The sequence below is a fragment of the Bradyrhizobium sp. JR4.3 genome, assembly GCF_040547695.1.
Classification (GTDB): domain Bacteria; phylum Pseudomonadota; class Alphaproteobacteria; order Rhizobiales; family Xanthobacteraceae; genus Bradyrhizobium; species Bradyrhizobium canariense.
In genome coordinates, this window is sequence record NZ_JBEPQF010000007.1 from 223,438 (window position 1) to 240,748 (window position 17,311).

The 17,311-nt window shown below is 65.3% G+C and carries 21 protein-coding genes; 15 read left to right on the forward strand and 6 right to left on the reverse strand.

The window, feature by feature from the left end; all coding sequences use genetic code 11:
• Positions 1–44 precede the first annotated feature (44 nt).
• The 6 genes from ABIB91_RS14505 to ABIB91_RS14530 all read left to right on the forward strand — a co-directional run bounded on the left by ABIB91_RS14505 (position 45) and on the right by ABIB91_RS14530 (position 5,955).
• On the forward strand, positions 45–1,034 hold the full coding sequence (locus tag ABIB91_RS14505) for an L-threonylcarbamoyladenylate synthase (protein WP_354127348.1): 990 nt from the start codon (positions 45–47) through the stop codon (positions 1,032–1,034).
• Positions 1,035–1,056: 22 nt separating this feature from the next.
• Positions 1,057–2,484: an FAD-binding oxidoreductase gene (locus ABIB91_RS14510; RefSeq protein WP_354162006.1), complete on the forward strand. Its 1,428-nt coding sequence runs from the start codon at positions 1,057–1,059 to the stop codon at positions 2,482–2,484.
• Complete coding sequence (locus ABIB91_RS14515) at positions 2,481–2,924, forward strand: GNAT family acetyltransferase (RefSeq protein ID WP_354162008.1); 444 nt, start codon at positions 2,481–2,483, stop codon at positions 2,922–2,924. The genes ABIB91_RS14510 and ABIB91_RS14515 overlap by 4 nt, the downstream gene beginning before the upstream one ends.
• A gap of 9 nt (positions 2,925–2,933) precedes the next feature.
• Positions 2,934–3,515 (forward strand): NUDIX hydrolase, encoded by a 582-nt coding sequence (locus ABIB91_RS14520; protein WP_007594883.1) that lies wholly within the window; start codon positions 2,934–2,936, stop codon positions 3,513–3,515.
• A gap of 281 nt (positions 3,516–3,796) precedes the next feature.
• A complete protein-coding gene (locus ABIB91_RS14525; RefSeq protein WP_007594885.1) occupies positions 3,797–4,726 on the forward strand; it encodes a hypothetical protein in 930 nt (309 codons plus the stop codon).
• Between the two features lie 35 nt (positions 4,727–4,761).
• Positions 4,762–5,955 carry a CaiB/BaiF CoA transferase family protein gene (locus tag ABIB91_RS14530; protein ID WP_354162012.1) on the forward strand — a complete coding sequence of 398 codons (1,194 nt, stop codon included), beginning with the start codon at positions 4,762–4,764 and terminating at the stop codon, positions 5,953–5,955.
• 125 nt (positions 5,956–6,080) lie between these two features.
• Here the strand turns inward: ABIB91_RS14530 and ABIB91_RS14535 are convergent, their stop codons facing one another.
• Positions 6,081–6,845: an SOS response-associated peptidase gene (locus ABIB91_RS14535; protein ID WP_219678655.1), complete on the reverse strand. Its 765-nt coding sequence runs from the start codon at positions 6,843–6,845 to the stop codon at positions 6,081–6,083.
• 63 nt (positions 6,846–6,908) lie between these two features.
• Here ABIB91_RS14535 and ABIB91_RS14540 point away from each other — a divergent pair, with 63 nt between their 5' ends.
• The 4 genes from ABIB91_RS14540 (at position 6,909) to ABIB91_RS14555 (ending at position 9,002) form a co-directional block, all read left to right on the forward strand.
• Complete coding sequence (locus tag ABIB91_RS14540) at positions 6,909–7,409, forward strand: hypothetical protein (RefSeq protein WP_219678657.1); 501 nt, start codon at positions 6,909–6,911, stop codon at positions 7,407–7,409.
• Between the two features lie 18 nt (positions 7,410–7,427).
• A complete protein-coding gene (locus tag ABIB91_RS14545) occupies positions 7,428–7,862 on the forward strand; it encodes an NUDIX hydrolase (RefSeq protein WP_354162017.1) in 435 nt (144 codons plus the stop codon).
• A 209-nt stretch (positions 7,863–8,071) separates the two neighbouring features.
• On the forward strand, positions 8,072–8,449 hold the full coding sequence (locus tag ABIB91_RS14550) for a TIGR02301 family protein (RefSeq protein WP_007594891.1): 378 nt from the start codon (positions 8,072–8,074) through the stop codon (positions 8,447–8,449).
• Positions 8,450–8,735: 286 nt separating this feature from the next.
• Entirely contained in the window at positions 8,736–9,002 is a 267-nt protein-coding gene (locus ABIB91_RS14555; RefSeq protein WP_007594892.1) for a hypothetical protein, read from the forward strand.
• A 92-nt stretch (positions 9,003–9,094) separates the two neighbouring features.
• Here the strand turns inward: ABIB91_RS14555 and ABIB91_RS14560 are convergent, their stop codons facing one another.
• The 5 genes from ABIB91_RS14560 to ABIB91_RS14580 form a co-directional block, all read right to left on the reverse strand.
• On the reverse strand, positions 9,095–9,412 hold the full coding sequence (locus tag ABIB91_RS14560) for a cupredoxin domain-containing protein (RefSeq protein ID WP_007594893.1): 318 nt from the start codon (positions 9,410–9,412) through the stop codon (positions 9,095–9,097).
• 10 nt (positions 9,413–9,422) lie between these two features.
• Positions 9,423–9,956, reverse strand: a complete 534-nt coding sequence (locus tag ABIB91_RS14565) for a DUF4142 domain-containing protein (protein WP_354162021.1) — start codon at positions 9,954–9,956, stop codon at positions 9,423–9,425.
• Positions 9,957–10,046: 90 nt separating this feature from the next.
• Positions 10,047–10,751 (reverse strand): RNA polymerase sigma factor, encoded by a 705-nt coding sequence (locus ABIB91_RS14570; protein ID WP_354162024.1) that lies wholly within the window; start codon positions 10,749–10,751, stop codon positions 10,047–10,049.
• A gap of 105 nt (positions 10,752–10,856) precedes the next feature.
• The gene (locus ABIB91_RS14575) at positions 10,857–11,726 is read right to left on the reverse strand and encodes a sulfurtransferase (protein WP_219678668.1); all 870 of its coding nucleotides are present in this window, start codon (positions 11,724–11,726) and stop codon (positions 10,857–10,859) included.
• Positions 11,727–11,894: 168 nt separating this feature from the next.
• Positions 11,895–13,229: a dihydroorotase gene (locus tag ABIB91_RS14580; protein WP_219678670.1), complete on the reverse strand. Its 1,335-nt coding sequence runs from the start codon at positions 13,227–13,229 to the stop codon at positions 11,895–11,897.
• A 101-nt stretch (positions 13,230–13,330) separates the two neighbouring features.
• Between ABIB91_RS14580 and ygfZ the strand changes: the two genes are divergently transcribed.
• From ygfZ to ABIB91_RS14605, 5 genes are all read left to right on the forward strand, one after another.
• Positions 13,331–14,212 carry a CAF17-like 4Fe-4S cluster assembly/insertion protein YgfZ gene (gene ygfZ, locus ABIB91_RS14585; RefSeq protein WP_354162029.1) on the forward strand — a complete coding sequence of 294 codons (882 nt, stop codon included), beginning with the start codon at positions 13,331–13,333 and terminating at the stop codon, positions 14,210–14,212.
• Positions 14,209–14,835, forward strand: coding sequence for a DNA-3-methyladenine glycosylase I (locus ABIB91_RS14590; protein ID WP_007594906.1), 627 nt, complete (start codon positions 14,209–14,211; stop codon positions 14,833–14,835). Before ygfZ ends, ABIB91_RS14590 begins: the two co-directional genes overlap by 4 nt.
• Positions 14,832–15,446: a YfbR-like 5'-deoxynucleotidase gene (locus tag ABIB91_RS14595; protein WP_007594908.1), complete on the forward strand. Its 615-nt coding sequence runs from the start codon at positions 14,832–14,834 to the stop codon at positions 15,444–15,446. The genes ABIB91_RS14590 and ABIB91_RS14595 overlap by 4 nt, the downstream gene beginning before the upstream one ends.
• Positions 15,447–15,590: 144 nt before the next feature.
• The gene (locus tag ABIB91_RS14600; RefSeq protein WP_007594910.1) at positions 15,591–16,097 is read left to right on the forward strand and encodes a tyrosine phosphatase family protein; all 507 of its coding nucleotides are present in this window, start codon (positions 15,591–15,593) and stop codon (positions 16,095–16,097) included.
• A 220-nt stretch (positions 16,098–16,317) separates the two neighbouring features.
• The gene (locus tag ABIB91_RS14605) at positions 16,318–17,286 is read left to right on the forward strand and encodes an NUDIX hydrolase (protein WP_007594925.1); all 969 of its coding nucleotides are present in this window, start codon (positions 16,318–16,320) and stop codon (positions 17,284–17,286) included.
• The last annotated feature ends 25 nt before the right edge of the window (positions 17,287–17,311 follow it).

Consider the following 17,311-nt stretch of genomic DNA (forward strand, 5'->3'; position numbering starts at 1 on the left):
GGTTTGGCGCACCGCAAGCGGCCGAGCTGAGGAATCTTATCCCTGTGAAAACGGGTCTTGAAACGCTGATTTTACCGGCCGGCGAGGCTGGCGCGGAGGCTGCCGCCCGGACATTGGCCGCCGGCGGGCTGGTCGCGTTCCCGACCGAAACGGTCTACGGGCTCGGGGCGGATGCCGGAAATGCCGGCGCGATCGCCCATCTTTACGCCGCCAAGGGGCGGCCGGCCTTCAATCCGCTGATCGCGCATGTCGCCGACCTCGCGGCCGCGCGCAGGATCGGGCGATTCGACGCCTGCGCCTCGCGCCTTGCGGAGGCGTTCTGGCCGGGGCCGCTGACGCTGGTGGTGCCGAAGACGGAAAACTGCCCGGTGGCCGAGCTTGCCACTGCGGGCCTCGACACGGTCGCGATCCGCATTCCGGCCCATCCGGTGGCGCAGGCGATCCTGCGCGCCTTTGGCGGGGCTGTGGTGGCGCCGTCTGCCAATCTCTCCGGCCACGTCTCGCCGACGCTGGCAGCTCATGTCGAGGGCGACCTTGCGGGCCGGATCGACCTGATCGTCGACGGCGGGCCTGTTACGGTCGGCGTCGAATCGACCATCGTCGGCTGCTTTGCGGCGCCGATGCTGCTGCGGCCCGGCGGCCTGTCACGCGAGCGGATCGAGGCCGTGCTCGGCGCACCGCTGGCGCGACTGCCGGCGGAGGCCGACAGCGACGACAGCCAGCCGCTGGCGCCGGGCATGCTGGCCTCGCATTACGCGCCGCGCGCCCATGTGCGGCTCAATGCGCAGGACGTCGCGCCGGGCGAAGCGCTGCTGGCGTTCGGCCCCGCGCGCCTGCCTGGCCTGGAGGCCGCTGCCGCGGTCATGAATTTGTCGCCCAGCGGTGATCTCGATGAAGCCGCCGCCAATCTGTTCGGCTATCTTCGCGCCCTCGATGAGAGGCGCCCGCGGGCGATCGCGGTGATGACGATCCCCGAGGAGGATCTAGGCGAAGCGATCAACGACCGGCTGCGCCGGGCGGCCGTGGCGAGATAAGAGCGAAGCAAGAGACAAGACAATGAACATTAATCATTCCGCCACCCCTCCGCTTGCGCCCGAGCTGATCGAACAATTCCGCAAGATCGTCGGCGAGAGGCACGCCATCACCGATGCGGCCGACATCGAGGCCTATGTCACCGAGGAGCGCAATCTGTTCCACGGCCGCTCGCCGCTGGTGCTGCGCCCAGGCTCGACCGCGGAGGTCGCCGCGATCTGCAAGCTCGCTTCGGAGCACAAGATCGCGCTGGTGCCGCAGGGCGGCAACACCGGGCTCGTCGGCGGCCAGACCCCGCACAATGGCGAGGTGGTGGTGTCGCTGCGGCGGCTCGACAAGATCCGCGAGATCGACACCGCCTCCAACACCATGACCTGCGAGGCCGGCGTGGTGCTGCAGATCGCGCAGCAGAAGGCCGCGGACGTGGACCGGCTGTTTCCGCTTTCGCTGGGCGCGGAAGGGAGCTGCACCATCGGCGGCAATCTCTCGACCAATGCCGGCGGCACGGCCGCGCTCGCCTATGGCGTCGCGCGCGAGATGGCGCTGGGGCTCGAGGTGGTGCTGGCGGACGGGCGCGTGCTCGGCGTGCTCTCGAAGCTGAAGAAGGACAACACCGGCTACAATCTGCACAACCTCTTCATTGGCGCCGAAGGCACGCTCGGCATCATCACCGCGGCGACGCTGAAGCTGTTTCCGAAGCCTCGGTCGATCGAGACCGCCTTCGTCGGGCTGAAGTCGCCGGACGCCGCGCTGAAACTGCTGGCGATCGCGCAAAGCGAGGCCGCCAATGCGCTGACGAGTTTCGAGCTGCTGTCGGAGATGGCAGTCGATTTCTCGATCCGCCACGGCATCGACGTGCGCGATCCGCTGGCGCAAAAGCATGCCTGGTACGTTCTGATGGAATTGTCGTCCCCCGGCGATGACGCCCGCACGCCGCTGGAAACGATCCTCGGCCGCGCCATGGAGGACGAGATTGTCGACGACGCGGTGATCGCGGCCAATCTCACCCAGCGCGCCGGCTTCTGGAAGCTGCGCGACGAGATGTCGTCGGCGCAGAAGCCGGAGGGCGGCTCGATCAAGCACGACATTTCCGTGCCGGTGGCCACCGTGCCCGCCTTCATCGCCGAAGCCAATGAAGCCGTGGTGAAGCTGATCCCCGGCGCGCGGCCGGTGCCGTTCGGCCATCTCGGCGACGGCAATCTGCACTACAATGTCAGCCAGCCCATCGGCGCCAACACCGCGAACTATTTGGCGCGCTGGCACCAGATGAACGCGGTCGTGTTCGCCATCGTGCTGCGCATGGGCGGCTCGATCTCGGCGGAGCACGGTATCGGCGTGCTCAAGCGCGACGAGCTTCCCGATGTGAAGGACAAGACTGCAATCGAGCTGATGCGGTCCATCAAGGCGATGCTCGATCCGCTTGGAATCATGAACCCGGGAAAAGTGCTGTGAGTGCGCTCACGATCGATGCGATCACCGAGGCCGATGTCGAGCCCGTGGTCACGCTGTGGCAGCGCTGCGGCCTGACGCGGCCGTGGAACGATCCGCATGCGGACATCGCGCTGGCGCGGCGGCGCGACAATTCCACCGTCCTGCTCGGCCGCGACGGCGGCGCCATCGTCGCCACCGTGATGGTCGGCCATGACGGCCATCGCGGCTGGGTCTATTACGTCGCGGTCGATCCGGATAGCCAGAAACGTGGTTACGGCCGCGTCATCATGGCGGCGGCCGAGGACTGGCTGCGCGCGGCCGGCATCGCAAAGCTCCAGCTCCTGGTCCGGCGCGGCAATGAGCAGGCCAATGCGTTCTACCAGTCGCTGGGTTTCGAGGAATCGACCTCGGTGATGTTTCAGAAGTGGCTCGACGGCCGCACCACAACGCCAAGCAATTGAGATCGAGCCATGACGATTTCCGACCGCGTCCGCATCAAGGACGTCCGCGTGCTCTCGGACGGCTGGACCACGCTGAAGAACACCACGTTCGAGTACCGGCGCGCCAATGGCGAATGGCAGACCCAGCACCGCGAGACCTATGAGCGCGACAACGCCGCCGCCGTGCTGCCGTATAATCTGGCACGCCGTACGGTGATCCTGGTGAAGCAATTCCGCCTGCCGGCCTTCATCCGCGGTTACGACGATCTCCTGATCGAAGCCGCCGCCGGCGTGCTGGACGATGCCTCGCCCGAGGTACGCATCCGCGCCGAAGCGGAGGAAGAAACCGGCTATCGCCTGCACCACGTCCACAAGGTGTTCGAAGCGTTCATGAGTCCCGGCGCCATCACCGAGAAGCTGCATTTCTTTGTCGCCGAGTACGAGCCGGAGATGCGGGTCAGCGATGGTGGCGGCCTTGAACACGAAGGCGAGGACATCGAGGTGCTGGAGCTTGGCATCGACGAGGCGCTGGCGATGATCGCGGACGGGCGCATCATCGACGCCAAGGCGATCATGCTGCTGCAGCATGTGGCGCTGCATGTGTTTCGGTAGGTTGTCTTCCTTCCTTCTCCCCTTGCGGGAGAAGGTGGCGCGAAGCGCCGGATGAGGGGTTTCTCTCCGCGCGCGCATCTCATGCAGTTGAGCACGCGGACGGAGACCCCTCACCCGTCTCGCCGCTTCGCGGCGAGCCACCCTCTCCCGCAAGGGGAGAGGGGAAAAAGCGGGACTCGCTGTATCAGCGCTGCAATTCTGACCTGCATCGCACTGCCCCCCGTTGAGCTCTCCCCCGACTATCTCTAGTCTGTCGCCAACAAGAACCAGGAGACGCGCCCATGTCCGCTTCGCGCGACGACGAATTTGGCTTTGCGCCCGACTATGACGCCCCCGTCCCCTATATGCAGCGCACGCGGGACTATTACGCCGCGATTGGCTACACCACGGCGTATCGCTGGGCCCATTACACCGAGGCGCCGTTCCAGCCGCTGAAGAAGCCGCTGTCGCAATCACGCGTCACTATCATCACGACGGCCGCGCCGTACGACCCCACCAAGGGCGACCAGGGCCCGGGCGCGGCGTATAATGGCGGCGCGAAATTCTACCAGGTCTATGACGGCGACACGGCGAAGCAGCACGACCTTCGCATCTCGCATATCGGCTACGACCGCAAGCACACCACGGCCACCGACAACGGCACCTGGTTTCCGCTGCCGCAGCTTTTGAAGGCGAGCGCTGCGGAGCGCATCGGCGAGGTGGCCCCGCGCTTCTTCGGGGCGCCGACCAACCGCAGCCATCGCGTCACCCTCGACACCGACGCGCCGGAAATTCTGGCGCGCTGCCTTGCCGACAAGGTCGATGTCGCGGTGCTGGTTCCGAACTGTCCCGTCTGCCATCAGACCACGGCGCTGGTGGCGCGGCATCTCGAGGCCAACGGCATTCCGACCGTGATCATGGGCTGCGCCAAGGACATCATCGAGCACGCCGCCGTGCCGCGTTTCCTGTTCTCGGATTTCCCGCTCGGCAATTCCGCCGGCAAGCCGCACGACATCGTCTCGCAGGCGCAGACGCTCGAGCTGGCGCTGAAACTGCTGGAGACCGCGAGCGGCCCGCAGACCACCATGCAGTCGCCGCTGCGCTGGAGCGAGGACGCCTCCTGGAAGCTCGACTACAACAACGTCGCGCAGCTCTCAGCCGAAGAGCTGGCGCGCCGCCGCGCCGAATTCGACAAGCAGAAGGAGATCGCGCGCGGCAATCGCGCCGCCTGACGTCCTCCGACAACCACAACAAAAGGGAGAGCGACGTGACGCGACCGTTCGAGGGCGTGAAGATCCTGGACTTCACGCAAGTGCTGGCAGGCCCCTATGCGAGCTACCAGCTCGCGCTCCTGGGCGCCGACGTCATCAAGGTCGAGCGGCGCGAGGGCGAGGACATGCGCCGCACGCCGCTCAGCCGCGAATGGGCCGAGCGCGGGCTGGCGCCGGCGTTCCAGGCCATCAACGGCAACAAGCGCAGCCTGACGCTCGATCTGCAAAAGCCCGATGCGATCGCGATCGTGAAGAAGCTCGCCGCGCAGGTCGACGTGGTCATGGAGAATTTCCGCCCCGGTGTCATGGACAAGCTCGGCATCGGCTATGAGGCGCTGTCCGCAATCAATCCAAAACTGATCTACTGCGCGGTGTCAGGCTTCGGCCAGACCGGTCCGGATCGGCTGCGCCCCGGCTATGACGGCAAGATGCAGGCGCTGTCCGGCATCATGGCGATCACGGGTCATCCGGAGACTGGGCCAACTCGTGCGGGCTTTGCGGTGTGCGACGTGCTGTCGGGCGCCACGGCTGCCTTTGGCGTGTCGAGCGCGCTGTACCAGCGCGATCGCACCGGCAAGGGCCAACTCATTGACGTCTCCATGCTGGAGGCGACGATGGCGTTCCTGTCGGGACAGATCGCGGACTGGTCGGTCGCCGGCCATCGCCAGCAGCTGTCGGGCAATCAGGCCGTCAGCCGCAGGACCACTGCGAATTTGTTTAGATGCGGCGACGGTCACATCCTGCTCGCCGTCAACAACGAGAAGCAATATCGCGCGCTGATGTCTGCGCTCGGCCGCGAGGATACGCTGTCCGATCCGCGCTTCGCCGACTGGTTCGCGCGCAACGAGAACGAGCCGGCACTACGTGCCATCATCGAAGCGGCGCTCGCGGCCAGGCCGGCGCGCGAATGGGAGACAATCCTGGAGGATGCCGGCGCGCCCTGCGCCAGCATCTGGAAGGTCGAGGAAGTCATCGACCATCCGCAGATCAAGGCGCGCGGCGCAATCCAGGAGCTCGATACGCCCTACGGTCGCCTGCGCTTCGCCGGCAGCGGCTTCAAGCTCGCGCATGGCGGCGGCAGGCTCGACCGCATGGCGCCGGAGCTCGGTGCGGATACGGACGCGGTGCTGGGCGAGCTGGGATTTGACGCGGCGGAGATCGCGGGACTACGGGCGAAAGACATTGTGTAGGGCTGCCGCAAACTCCGCTGCCGTAGGGTGGGCAAAGGCGCAACGCGCCGTGCCCACCACCTATCCGCTTCTTCGGTGCGCAATGGTGGGCACGCTTCGCTTTGCCCACCCTACGGCGCCAGTGTTCAGAACAACGACCCCTGCCCGTCATCCGCCGAGCCGACCGCGGCCTTCCGCACCGTCCGCTTCGGTTTCGCGGCCTCTACCTCCGCCTCCATCTCCTCCGCGCTGATCGGAAGGAGCAACTGGTCGTCGTCATTGGCGACGCGGTTGACGCGGGTGGAGACCGGATGCCAGGCGAATTCGCCGATTTGCGGCGCGGTCATCAGCGGCAACACGGCATCGACGTCATCGCTGCGGCTGTCGAGCCAGCGCTCGAAATCGCGCGGGCTGATGGTGACGGGCACGCGGTCATGCAGCGTGGCGAGATCCTCGCCCGCCGCCGCCGTGACGATCGCGACCGTGTCGAGCTCCTCGCCGTTCGGCCCGACCCAGGTCTCGAACAATGCGGCAAAGCCGAGCGGCGCGCCGTCGACGCGATGGATGAAGAAGGGCTGCTTGCGGCCACCCTCCGCCTTCCATTCGTAATAGCCGTCGGCCGGAATCAGGCCGCGGCGCCGGCGGATCGCGCGTTTGAAGGCGGGCTTCTCCAGCACCGTCTCGGAACGGGCATTGATCAGGAGCGTAAATCCGCGGGGATCCTTGACCCAGCCCGGCAACAGGCCCCAGCGCATCAGGCGAAAATGGCGCGCGCCGTTCTCGGCCAGCACGACCGGAATCGGTTGCGTCGGGGCCACGTTGAACCGGGGCGGGAAGTTCGGCTGCTCAATGTAGCCGAATAGTTGCCGCAAAGCCGCGGGGGCCGAAGTTATGACGAAGCGTCCACACATCCTTGAGGGCCTATATAGGGTCCGTTCAGGTCCTTTTAACCCCGAACGTTAACACTGCGGCAGATGAGCTCAACGGTCTCCCAGCCGGCGCGAATGCATGGACAGACGGCGCCCGAGGCCGTGGCCTGGGCCGAGCGGCTGCGCGTGGCCAACATCAACCCGCGGACCGGGCTTGCCACCGACTATCTCAACCATTTCAATGAAGCCGTGATGCTGCTGGAAATGGTGCCGGACATGCCGGAATGCGCGGAAGATTTTCTGACCTGGTCGCCGCTGTCCTATGCCGAGCATTTCACCGCATCGAATTTCAAGGCCCGGGATCTGGCGATCGAGGCCTATGAGAAGGCTGATCCGAACGTGCGCGCCCAGTTTGACCACCTCACGGACACCATGACCTCGATCCTGTCGGCGGTCGGTTCGGCCATGCGCGAGGTCGAGAAGGACACGACCCGGGTGCGCCTCGCCGAGCAGGCCGCCCAGTGGGTCAGGCCGCTGATCGCGGCCTGCGGCGGCATCATCAATGGCGGCGCTGAAGCCGACGTCGACAATATCATGGCGAACTGAGCTCGAGCAGGTGAAGTCATGGCTGCGATCGTTCAGCCGACCCGTCCCCAGATCGCGGTCAGTGCCGCGATTTTTCGTGACGGCAAGGTGCTTCTGACCCGTCGCGCGCGATCGCCGGCAAAGGGGTTCTATTCGCTGCCCGGCGGCCGGGTCGAGTTCGGCGAATGTCTGCACCAGGCGCTGGCGCGCGAGATCGACGAGGAGACCGGGCTCGATATCGACATCATTGGCCTCGCGGGCTGGCGCGAAGTGCTGCCGGCCGCGGCCGGCGCCGGCCACTACCTGATCATGTCCTTTGCCGCCCGCTGGGTGGCCCGGGAGCCGGTTCTCAACGACGAGCTCGACGACTTCCGCTGGATCGCCCCGCAGGCCCTGGCGAGCCTTGGCGACCTCAAGCTGACCGGCGGGCTGGAAGAGGTCATCCAGTCCGCCGCGCGCCTGATCGAGGCATAGGCAGCACAGCGAACTCCGCCGCACCTCTCCCGCTTGCGGGAGAGGTCGACGCGCGAGAGCGCGGCGGGTGAGGGCTTTTTCCTCTTGGGGGTGCTCGCCTGCGGAGATACCCTCTCCCCGACCCTCCCCCGCAAGCGGGGGAGGGAGCGCACCGCTCGCGCGGCCCGGCGCCTTGCGTCTGTCGCCCCGAGGAGGCATACACCCGGCCGATGTCGATGCGATTTCTGGCCATTTTTGCCCTGATTCTCGCCTGCGCCTCGGTGCCCACGAGGGCTCAGGACGGGGCAGCGCCGTTTGACGGCGATTTGCAGCGGCTGGCGGAGATCCTCGGCGGGCTGCACTATCTGCGCGGCATCTGCGGGTCCAACGAGGGCAACAAATGGCGCAGCGAGATGCAGGCGCTGATCGATGCCGAAACCCCCGCGGGCGAACGCCGCACCCGCATGATCGCCGGCTTCAACCGCGGCTATAACGGTTTTCAGCAGACCTACCGGAGCTGCACGCCGGCCGCGACGGTAGCGATCCGCCGCTACATCGAGGAAGGCGCGAAGATCTCGCGCGATCTCACGGCGCGTTACGCGAACTGAATTACCGCCAATCACATCCAGACCTGTAAATTCCTCATCCTGAGGAGCGCGGAACGCGCGTCTCGAAGGATGAAAGGCCCGGCTGCAGCAGCGGGGCCTCTATGGTTCGAGACGGGTGCTTTGCACGCTCCTCACCATGAGGGTTGGGCATCGGGGAACCCTGTCATCGACTTTGTACACAGCCGTTAACCGTTCCTAAAGAAGTGGCCTAGCGGGCGTTAACCCGCGTGCTACACCTCTCGCACAGCGCATCGCCGTGGATTGCGCCCCAGCCCTGACGAGTTTCATGAGCCATCCAGTGTCCTACGCCCCCGCACGCGCGCCGCTGCCCGATCACGAGCAGAAACAGGCCGCACTGAGCTATCTCAACGAGGCCTGGGCCGAAGCGCGCCATGACGGCGTCGACGGCGACTGCCTGGCGCAGGCGAGCCTGTTCGCGGCCCTTGCCGAGCTCGTCGGCACCTATGGCGAGGACGCGGTGGCGAAGTTCGTCGAAGGCTTTCCCGGCCGCATCCGCAACGGCGAATTCTCGGTCGACATCTCCCGACAGTAAGTCTTTCTTCAGGCAGTAAGCCTTGCCGAAAACGCCCCCGCCACGCGGGCGGGCCAGTTTCCGCTGCCGTCGGGAATGCGCTCCCCAGCCCATTACGGCTCGATCTTGAGCGTCGCTTTCATGTTGGGATGATAGCGGCAGTAATAATCCACCGTGCCTGCCTTCTTCAGAACCAACGTCCCCGATTTTTTCGCTGGCAAGTTCACGTCGAAATCGCCGTTCCTGGCCGTCGCGGTGTGGGCGAAGACGTCCTTGTTGATCCATTCAATGGTGTCGCCGACCTTGGCCGAAGCGTCTTTCGGCGACACTTCGAGATTCTCCATCGTGATCTCTATGGTCGCAGCGTGCGCCGGGACGGCCAACGCCACGAGCAGGACCGCTGACGCGATCGCAGACAATCGTCCCGGCATCATCGCCTCCCTATTTCAGCTCCGCCGCGATGTGCTCGGCGTGCTGCTGATGGCCCTGGAAAATTTTCAGGCCGGTCTGCAGCAGGCTCTTCAGTTCGGCATTGCTGGCGGACGGAATGAGCTGGGTTTCCAGCGCGCCATTGACGGTTTTGTGGTAGGCGACCTCGTTTGCGACGTAGGCCTTGTCGAAGGCCGCACCGCTCAGCTTGTCCAATTCGGCGAGCTTCTCGCTCGCCTGCTTCGACAGCGCCTTGCTGGTGTCGTTGTCTTCAGGCGTGACGTTCAGCTTCTTGACCAGCGCGAGCGCCTGCTTGTTGACGGCCTCGTGGTCGCGCAGCATGTCGTCGGCAAACACCTTCACGTCCTTGTTCTTGGCTTTCTTCTGCGCCTGCTTGGCTGCGTTGATGTCGATCACACCCGCGGTGTAGGCGATATGGGCGATCTGCGGATTGGTCAGCTTGTCGGCTGCTCTGGCGCCTTGCAGCAGCGCGGGGCTCGACAACAAAATTGCAGCGGCGATCGCCGTGGTCCAACGAACGAACATGGTTTGACACTCCTGTGGTGCCGGATGTTTTGCCGGCGCGTTGCTTCACAGGCGTTGGATGGAATTTTCGCGCGAACGTTCCCGAAAAATTCAGCCGCCGATGCCGAGCCGCTTCAGCACTGACACGGTCAGCCGCTCGCAGCGCCACCCGGCGAACGGGAACGCATCCATCACCACCGGACCGATCTCCTTCTCGACGTTCTCGCGCAACATGGTGCGCGCACGGTGCAGTCGCGTCTTCACGGTCTCGGGCTTGACGCCGAGCAGCTCGGCGGTCTCCTCGATGTTCATGCCTTCCATCACGCGTGCGACGAAGACCATGCGGAAGACATCCGGCAACTCATCGATGGCGCGCTCGACGACGCGCTGGATTTCACGTTGGGCCATGGTCCTTTCCGGATCGCCTGCGGGAGAAGCGGGAAATTTGATGATCTGCGCCTCGAGCGTCGCTTCGGGCACCGAGCCCAGCTCGACATGCGGCCTGGCGCCTCGCGTCCGGCCAAGCGCCTCGTTGATGGCGATGCGCGACAGCCATGTCGACAGACCGGACTCGCCGCGAAAACCGTCGAGATGGGTGAAGGCGCGGATATAGGTTTCCTGAACGACATCCTCGGCTTCGCTGTCGCTGCGCAGAATTCCGCGCGCCAGACGATAGAGCCTGCGATTGTTGGCCTGCATGATCTCGCGTAACGCGGCCTCGTCACGGCCCCGCGCCCGCTCGACCAGTTCGGCTTCCAATGTCCGGGTTTCTGAAGTCTTAGCGCCGGCGGACAGGCCGGCTGCGGTCCGTGGCATGGCGGTCACCTGCTCGTTTGGCTTCGTTCCGGACATTGGATGCCGCCCCAAGGGAAAGGTTCCCAAGTTTCTGTCCTTCCCCTGGGGGAGAGACCAGGGAATGTCCTAATCCGTCTCGATCGGCAGCGCCGGATCCTTCGCCCACTCCCCCATCGAAGCATCGTACAGCGTCAGCTTGTCATAACCGAGCTGCGTCAGCAGCAGCAGATCGATCGTCGCCGAGATGCCGCCACCGCAATATAGGATGACATTCTTGTCGCAGGTGACGCCTGCCGCGGCGAATTTGGCTTCGGCATCGGCGAGCGTCGTCAGCGTCTTGTCGGCATTGGTGAGAACCGCCGCGGGAACGTTGACGCTGCCGGGAACCCGGCCGGGCCGCCCATAGCGGCTCGGCTCGAGGCCGCGATGAAACTGGGAACCGAGCGCGTTGACGATAACAGTCGCGGGATCGCCGAGCCGTGCCTTCACTGCATTCTTATCGACGAAGAAGCCTGCGCGCGGTATGGCCTTAAAGGTGGTGGCCGGATAGCCCTTCGGCGCACCTGTCTCGACCGGCCGCCCCTCTTCCTTCCATTTGTCGAGGCCACCGTCGAGCACCCGCGCGTCAACGCCGAGCGAGCGCAGCATCCACCAGAACCGCGTCGACCACATCATGGTGCCGATGCTGTAGAGCACGACGGACTTGGACGCATCGAGGCCGTGGCGGCCGAAGGCGGTCTCCAGCTGGGCCACGTCAGGCATCATGAAGAATTGCTGCGCAGAGGCGTCGGAGAACTCGCCTTGCAGGTCGAGAAAATCGGCGCCTGGAATGTGGCCGGCCTCGAACGTCTTGTCGCCGGGCACGGCGCGATAGGGCACGTCGCTGCCCGGCGGCACCGGCTCGTTGTAGGTCGTGCAGTCGTAGAGGCGGAGATTGGGATCGCCGAGTATGGCGGCGAGTTGCTCGGTGGTGATGAGGGGTGTCGGTTGGGACATTCATTCCTCCCTCGGCGTCGTCCTGGCGAAAGCCAGGACCCATTACCACAGGATCAAGTTGTGGCGCGCAAGTGTTGGCCACCAGTCTTCGCACAAGATGCAGTCGGGGTAATGGGTCCTGGCTTTCGCCAGGACGACGCCGGGAGTGCGGAACGCTTGTGCCGCTCCCTACTGTTTCAACGTCTCCAGAAACCGCACCGGCTCACCTTGCGAGGCCGTCACGAGCTCGCCCTGCCACATCACGCGGCGGCCGCGGATGAAGGTGCCGACGGGCCAGCCGGTGACGCGCAACCCGTCATAGGGGGTCCAGCCGGCCTTGGAGGCCACCCATTTGTTGGTGATGGTCTCGCTGCGCTTGAGATCGACGACGGTGAAGTCGGCGTCGTAGCCGGCGGCGATGCGGCCCTTGCAGGCCATATTGTAGAGGCGCGCGGGGCCGGCGCTGGTGAGATCGACGAAACGCGCCAGCGACAACCGACCCGCATTGACGTGATCGAGCATGAGCGGCACCAGCGTCTGCACGCCGGTCATGCCGGAGGGCGAGGCCGGATAGATCTTCTGCTTCTCTTCGAGCGTATGCGGGGCATGATCGGAGCCGAGCACGTCGATGATGCCCTGCTCGATGCCGCGCCAGATCCCGGCGCGATGATCGGCGCCGCGCACCGGCGGATTCATCTGCGCCAGCGTGCCGAGCCGCTCGTAGCATTCGGGCGCCACCAGCGTGAGATGATGCGGCGTCGCCTCGCAGGAGGCGACGTCCTTGTGGTCGCGCAAAAATTCGATCTCTTCCTTGGTCGAGATATGCAGCACGTGGATGCGCTTGCCCGTCTCGTGCGCGAGCTTCACCAGGCGCTGCGTCGCCATCAGCGCCGCGGTCTCGTCGCGCCACACCGGGTGCGAGCGCGTGTCGCCCTCGATACGCAGCGATTTGCGGTCGTTGAGGCGGTACTCGTCCTCGGCGTGGAACGCCGCGCGGCGGCGGATCACCTGGAAGATGCGGCGCAGGCTTTCGTCGTCTTCCACCAAGAGCGCGCCGGTCGAGGAGCCGATGAACACCTTGACGCCTGCGCAACCCGGCGCACGCTCCAGCACCGGCAGATCCTGCACGTTCTCGCGGGTACCGCCGATGAAGAAGGCGAAGTCGCAATGCATGCGGTGATGAGCGCGCTTCACCTTGTCGGTGAAGGTGGCCTCCGTCACGGTCAATGGCGCGGTGTTCGGCATCTCGAACACGGCGGTGACGCCGCCCATCACGGCGCTGCGCGAGCCGGTCTCGAGGTCTTCCTTCTGCTCCAGCCCGGGCTCGCGGAAATGCACCTGCGTGTCCATCACGCCGGGCAGGATGTGCAGGCCCTTGCAGTCGATCACCTCCGCGGCGGAAGCCTGCGACAGGGTGCCGATCTCGGCAATGCGGCCGTTGACGACGCCGATATCGCGGGCTCCCTCGCCGTCCTGGTTGACGACAGTGCCGCCCTTGAGGATCACGTCGAAACGCTGGGTCATGGCTGAAGGCCTCTCTCGTCCCCAAGCGCAGGGCTTGAGGTCTTGTCGTTTTTGCCTTGCGGGCTTACGTTCCGGAGCAACATGTCGCAAGAGATTTTCGTATGAAATCAGCGTTTCTTCCGGACCGGGGCGTGATCAAGGTCGCGGGCGAGGATGCGCGCAACTTCCTCAATGGCCTCGTCACGACCGATGCCGACAAGCTGAAGCCGGGCCTCGGCCGATTCGGCGCGCTGCTGACGCCGCAGGGCAAGATCATCGTGGATTTCCTGATCACGGAGGCGCCTGCCGGCCATGGCGGCGGGTTCCTGATCGATTGCCCGAAGCCGCTTGCCGATGGCCTCGCCACCAAGCTGAAATTCTACAAGCTGCGCGCCAAGGTCACTGTGGAAAACCTGTCCGACGATCTCGGCGTGCTCGCGGCCTGGGACGGCAAGCCCGCGGCCCAGCCCGACCTCGCCTTCGCCGATCCGCGCAATGAAGACCTCGGCACCCGCATCCTGATCCCCGAAGATCTCAAACAGAAGCTGTCCGATCTGATCGGCGCCGAGCTCGTCGACGCCGCCGCATACGAGACCCACCGCATCGCGCTCGGCGTGCCGCGCGGCGGGCTCGATTTCACGTACAGCGATGCGTTCCCGCACGAGACCAACATGGACCGCCTTTCCGGCGTCGATTTCGACAAGGGCTGCTATGTCGGCCAGGAGGTCGTCTCGCGCATGCAGCATCGCGGCACCGCCCGCACCCGCAGCGTCAAGGTACTGCTCGAGGACTCCTCGCCTGAGCCCGGCGTCAGCATTCTCGCCGGCGACAAGCCGGTCGGCACGATGGGCTCGTCGGCGCAGGGCAAGGGTATCGCGCTGGTGCGCATCGACCGCGTCGCCGATGCGCTCGACGCAGGACAGGCGCTGACTGCCGGTGGCCTCGCTGTGAGGCTAGCGGAACCTGAAATCGTCCGCATTCCGACGAAGCAACCCATCGCATGAGCCGTGCTCCACGCTTGCATCCCGACGGAAAGACGCGTTGCCCCTGGCCCGGCGAGGATCCGCTCTACGTCGCCTATCACGACACCGAATGGGGCGTGCCGGAATATGACGACCGCGCGCTCTATGAGAAGCTGATCCTCGACGGTTTCCAGGCCGGCCTGTCCTGGATCACGATCCTGCGCAAGCGCGACAATTTCCGCAAAGCCTTCGACGATTTCCAGCCGGAAAAGATCGCACGCTACAACGAGAAGAAAGTTCACGCGCTGATGAACGATGCCGGCATCGTGCGTAACAAGGCCAAGATCGACGGCACGATATCAAGCGCGAAATCCTATCTCGACATCATGGAGAAGGGCCCCGGCTTCTCGAAATTCCTGTGGGACTTCATGGACGGAAGGCCCAAGGTCAATCATTTCAAGACCACCGCGAGCGTACCGGCCTCGACGCCGCTCTCCACGCAAATCTCCAAGGAGCTGTCCTCGCGCGGCTTCAAATTCGTCGGCCCGACCATCGTCTATGCCTTCATGGAGGCGACCGGCATGGTCAACGATCATCTCGTCGACTGCCATTGTCACGCGAGCTGCGGCAAGACGCAGCGCAAGCCGCGCCTCAAGTCCAAATGACGGCCAGGAAGTCGTCACCCGATGTGGCGTCTCGTGCCTGGCAGCGCATGCTGTCGGGCCGGCGGCTCGATTTGCTCGATCCCTCCCCGCTCGATATCGAGATCGCCGACGTCGCGCATGGGCTGGCGCGTGTCGCCCGCTGGAACGGCCAGACCATCGGCGCACACATCTTCTCGGTCGCGCAGCATACGCTGCTGGTCGAAACCGTGATTCGGCACGAGAACCCGCGCGTGGATCTGCGCGTGCGGCTTGCCGCGCTGCTGCACGATGCGCCCGAATACGTGATCGGCGATATGATATCGCCGTTCAAGGCCGTGCTCGACGGTCATTACAAGGCAGTCGAAAAACGCCTACTCGGCGCCATCCACATCCGCTTTGGCCTGCCGCCGGTGCTGCCGGAGGAGATCACGTTGGCGATCAAGGCCGCCGATCGCGGCGCGGCCTATCTGGAGGCGACGACGCTCGCCGGCTTCAGCGAAAGCGAGTCCAGGCGCCTGTTCGGCCGCGATCCGGGCCTGCCCGACAGCGTCCGGCGCGACTATCTCACCCCCTGGACGGCTGCCCGGGCCGAGAAGCAGTTTCTGGAGCGGTTTGGCGCAGTGTTTGCGTGAACCCTATCCCTTTGTAGGGTGGGCAAAGCGAAGCGTGCCCACCAAACTGGTGGAGATGCGCAGTTGCGAAATGGTGGGCACGGCGCGATGCGCCTTTGCCCACCCTACGGGCGCTCGCTATACTCGCCGCCAAAAAGGTCCGCCATGATCCACGTCTGTTCCCTCGCCGCCCTTCCCGAAACCGTCCGCCTCACCAAGGCCAGCCACGTGCTGACCGTGATGGCCAATGTCGAGCAGGTGGCGCGGCCGGTGTCGGTGCTGCCGGCCAACCATCTCAAGGTATCGATGGACGACATCACCGAGGAGATGGACGGCTTCGTCGCGCCATCGGAAACGCATATCGAGCAGGTGCTGAACTTCGTGCGCAGCTGGGACCGCGACGCGCCGCTGGTGGTGCATTGCTATGCCGGCATCAGCCGCTCCACCGCGAGCGCCTTCGCCGCCGTGTGCGCACTCAATCCGGATCGCGACGAGACCGAGATCGCAAAGAAGATTAGAGCGGCTTCCCCGATCGCCTCGCCGAACCGCCGCATCGTCAGCCTTGCCGACCGTGCGCTGGGACGCAACGGCCGCATGCTGCGCGCACTCGACGAGATGGGACCGGGCGCGATGATGGTCGAGGGCCGCCCCTTTGTGATCGAGCTCGAATGATCGTTGCGCACCACAGCACAGGTGCGCTCCCTCTCCCGCTTGCGGGAGAGGGGTGGGGAGAGGGTATCTCCGCATCGGGACAGTCCCCTAGAGGAGAAAGCCCTCACCCGGCGCTGCGCGCCGACCTCTCCCGCAAGCGGGAGAGGTTACAGCGAGCCCGCGGCGAGACCGGCTCAAACAATTGGCATACCTATCTCATCACTCACGCGATCGCCGTCGCATGAGCGAAAAGCTGCTGACGCCGATCGAGATCGGCCTGACTGCCGCGATCGTCGCGATCGAGAATCATGAACCGCTGATCCTCACCGCGCGCGACAGTGATGGCCTGGCCGGCCTGCCGTTCGGCCCGTTCGATGCGCCGAGCCATCGCACTTTCGAGATCGGCCTGCGGGCCTGGGTCGAGGAACAGACGGGCCTGCGGCTCGGCTATGTCGAACAGCTCTACACGTTCGGCGATCGCGGCCGGCATGCCGAAGCCGGCGACATCGGCGCGCACATGGTGTCGATCGGCTATCTCGCACTGACGCGCGCCATCGGCGGCGAACTCGCAGCCACGAGTGCGAGCTTCGCGCCGTGGTATCGCTTCCTGCCGTGGGAGGACTGGCGCGAGGGGCCGCCCGCGATCATCGCGGACGACATCATCCCGGCATTGACCGAGTGGGCCGAAGAGGAGACGCCGGAGACGACGCGCGCACTGCCGCGCAAGGATCGCGTGCGGTTCTATTTCGGTCTCGACGGCGCGTCCTGGGACGAGGAGCGCGTGCTCGACCGCTACGAGCTCCTGTACGAGGCCGGGCTGGTCGAGGAAGCACGGCGCGACGGTCGCCCTGCGGCATTAGCGCGCAAGGCACTGCCCGCGCTCGGCACATCCATGCGCTTCGACCACCGCCGGATTCTTGCGACAGCGATCGCGCGACTGCGTGCAAAACTGAAGTATCGTCCTGTGGTCTTTGAACTTTTGCCCGCCGAGTTCACACTCACCGAATTGCAGTATACGGTGGAGGCGATCTCCGGCCGACACCTGCACAAACAAAATTTCCGCCGCCTGGTCGAAATGGAAGCCCTGGTCGAACCGACCGGGGTGATGTCGACACAGACGGGCGGACGTCCGGCGGCGCTCTACCGCTTCCGTCGCGACGTGCTCCAGGAGCGGCCCGCGCCGGGCTTGCGCGTACGCTCCCGGCGCTAACCCGAGAAATGCGTGATCGGCCCCT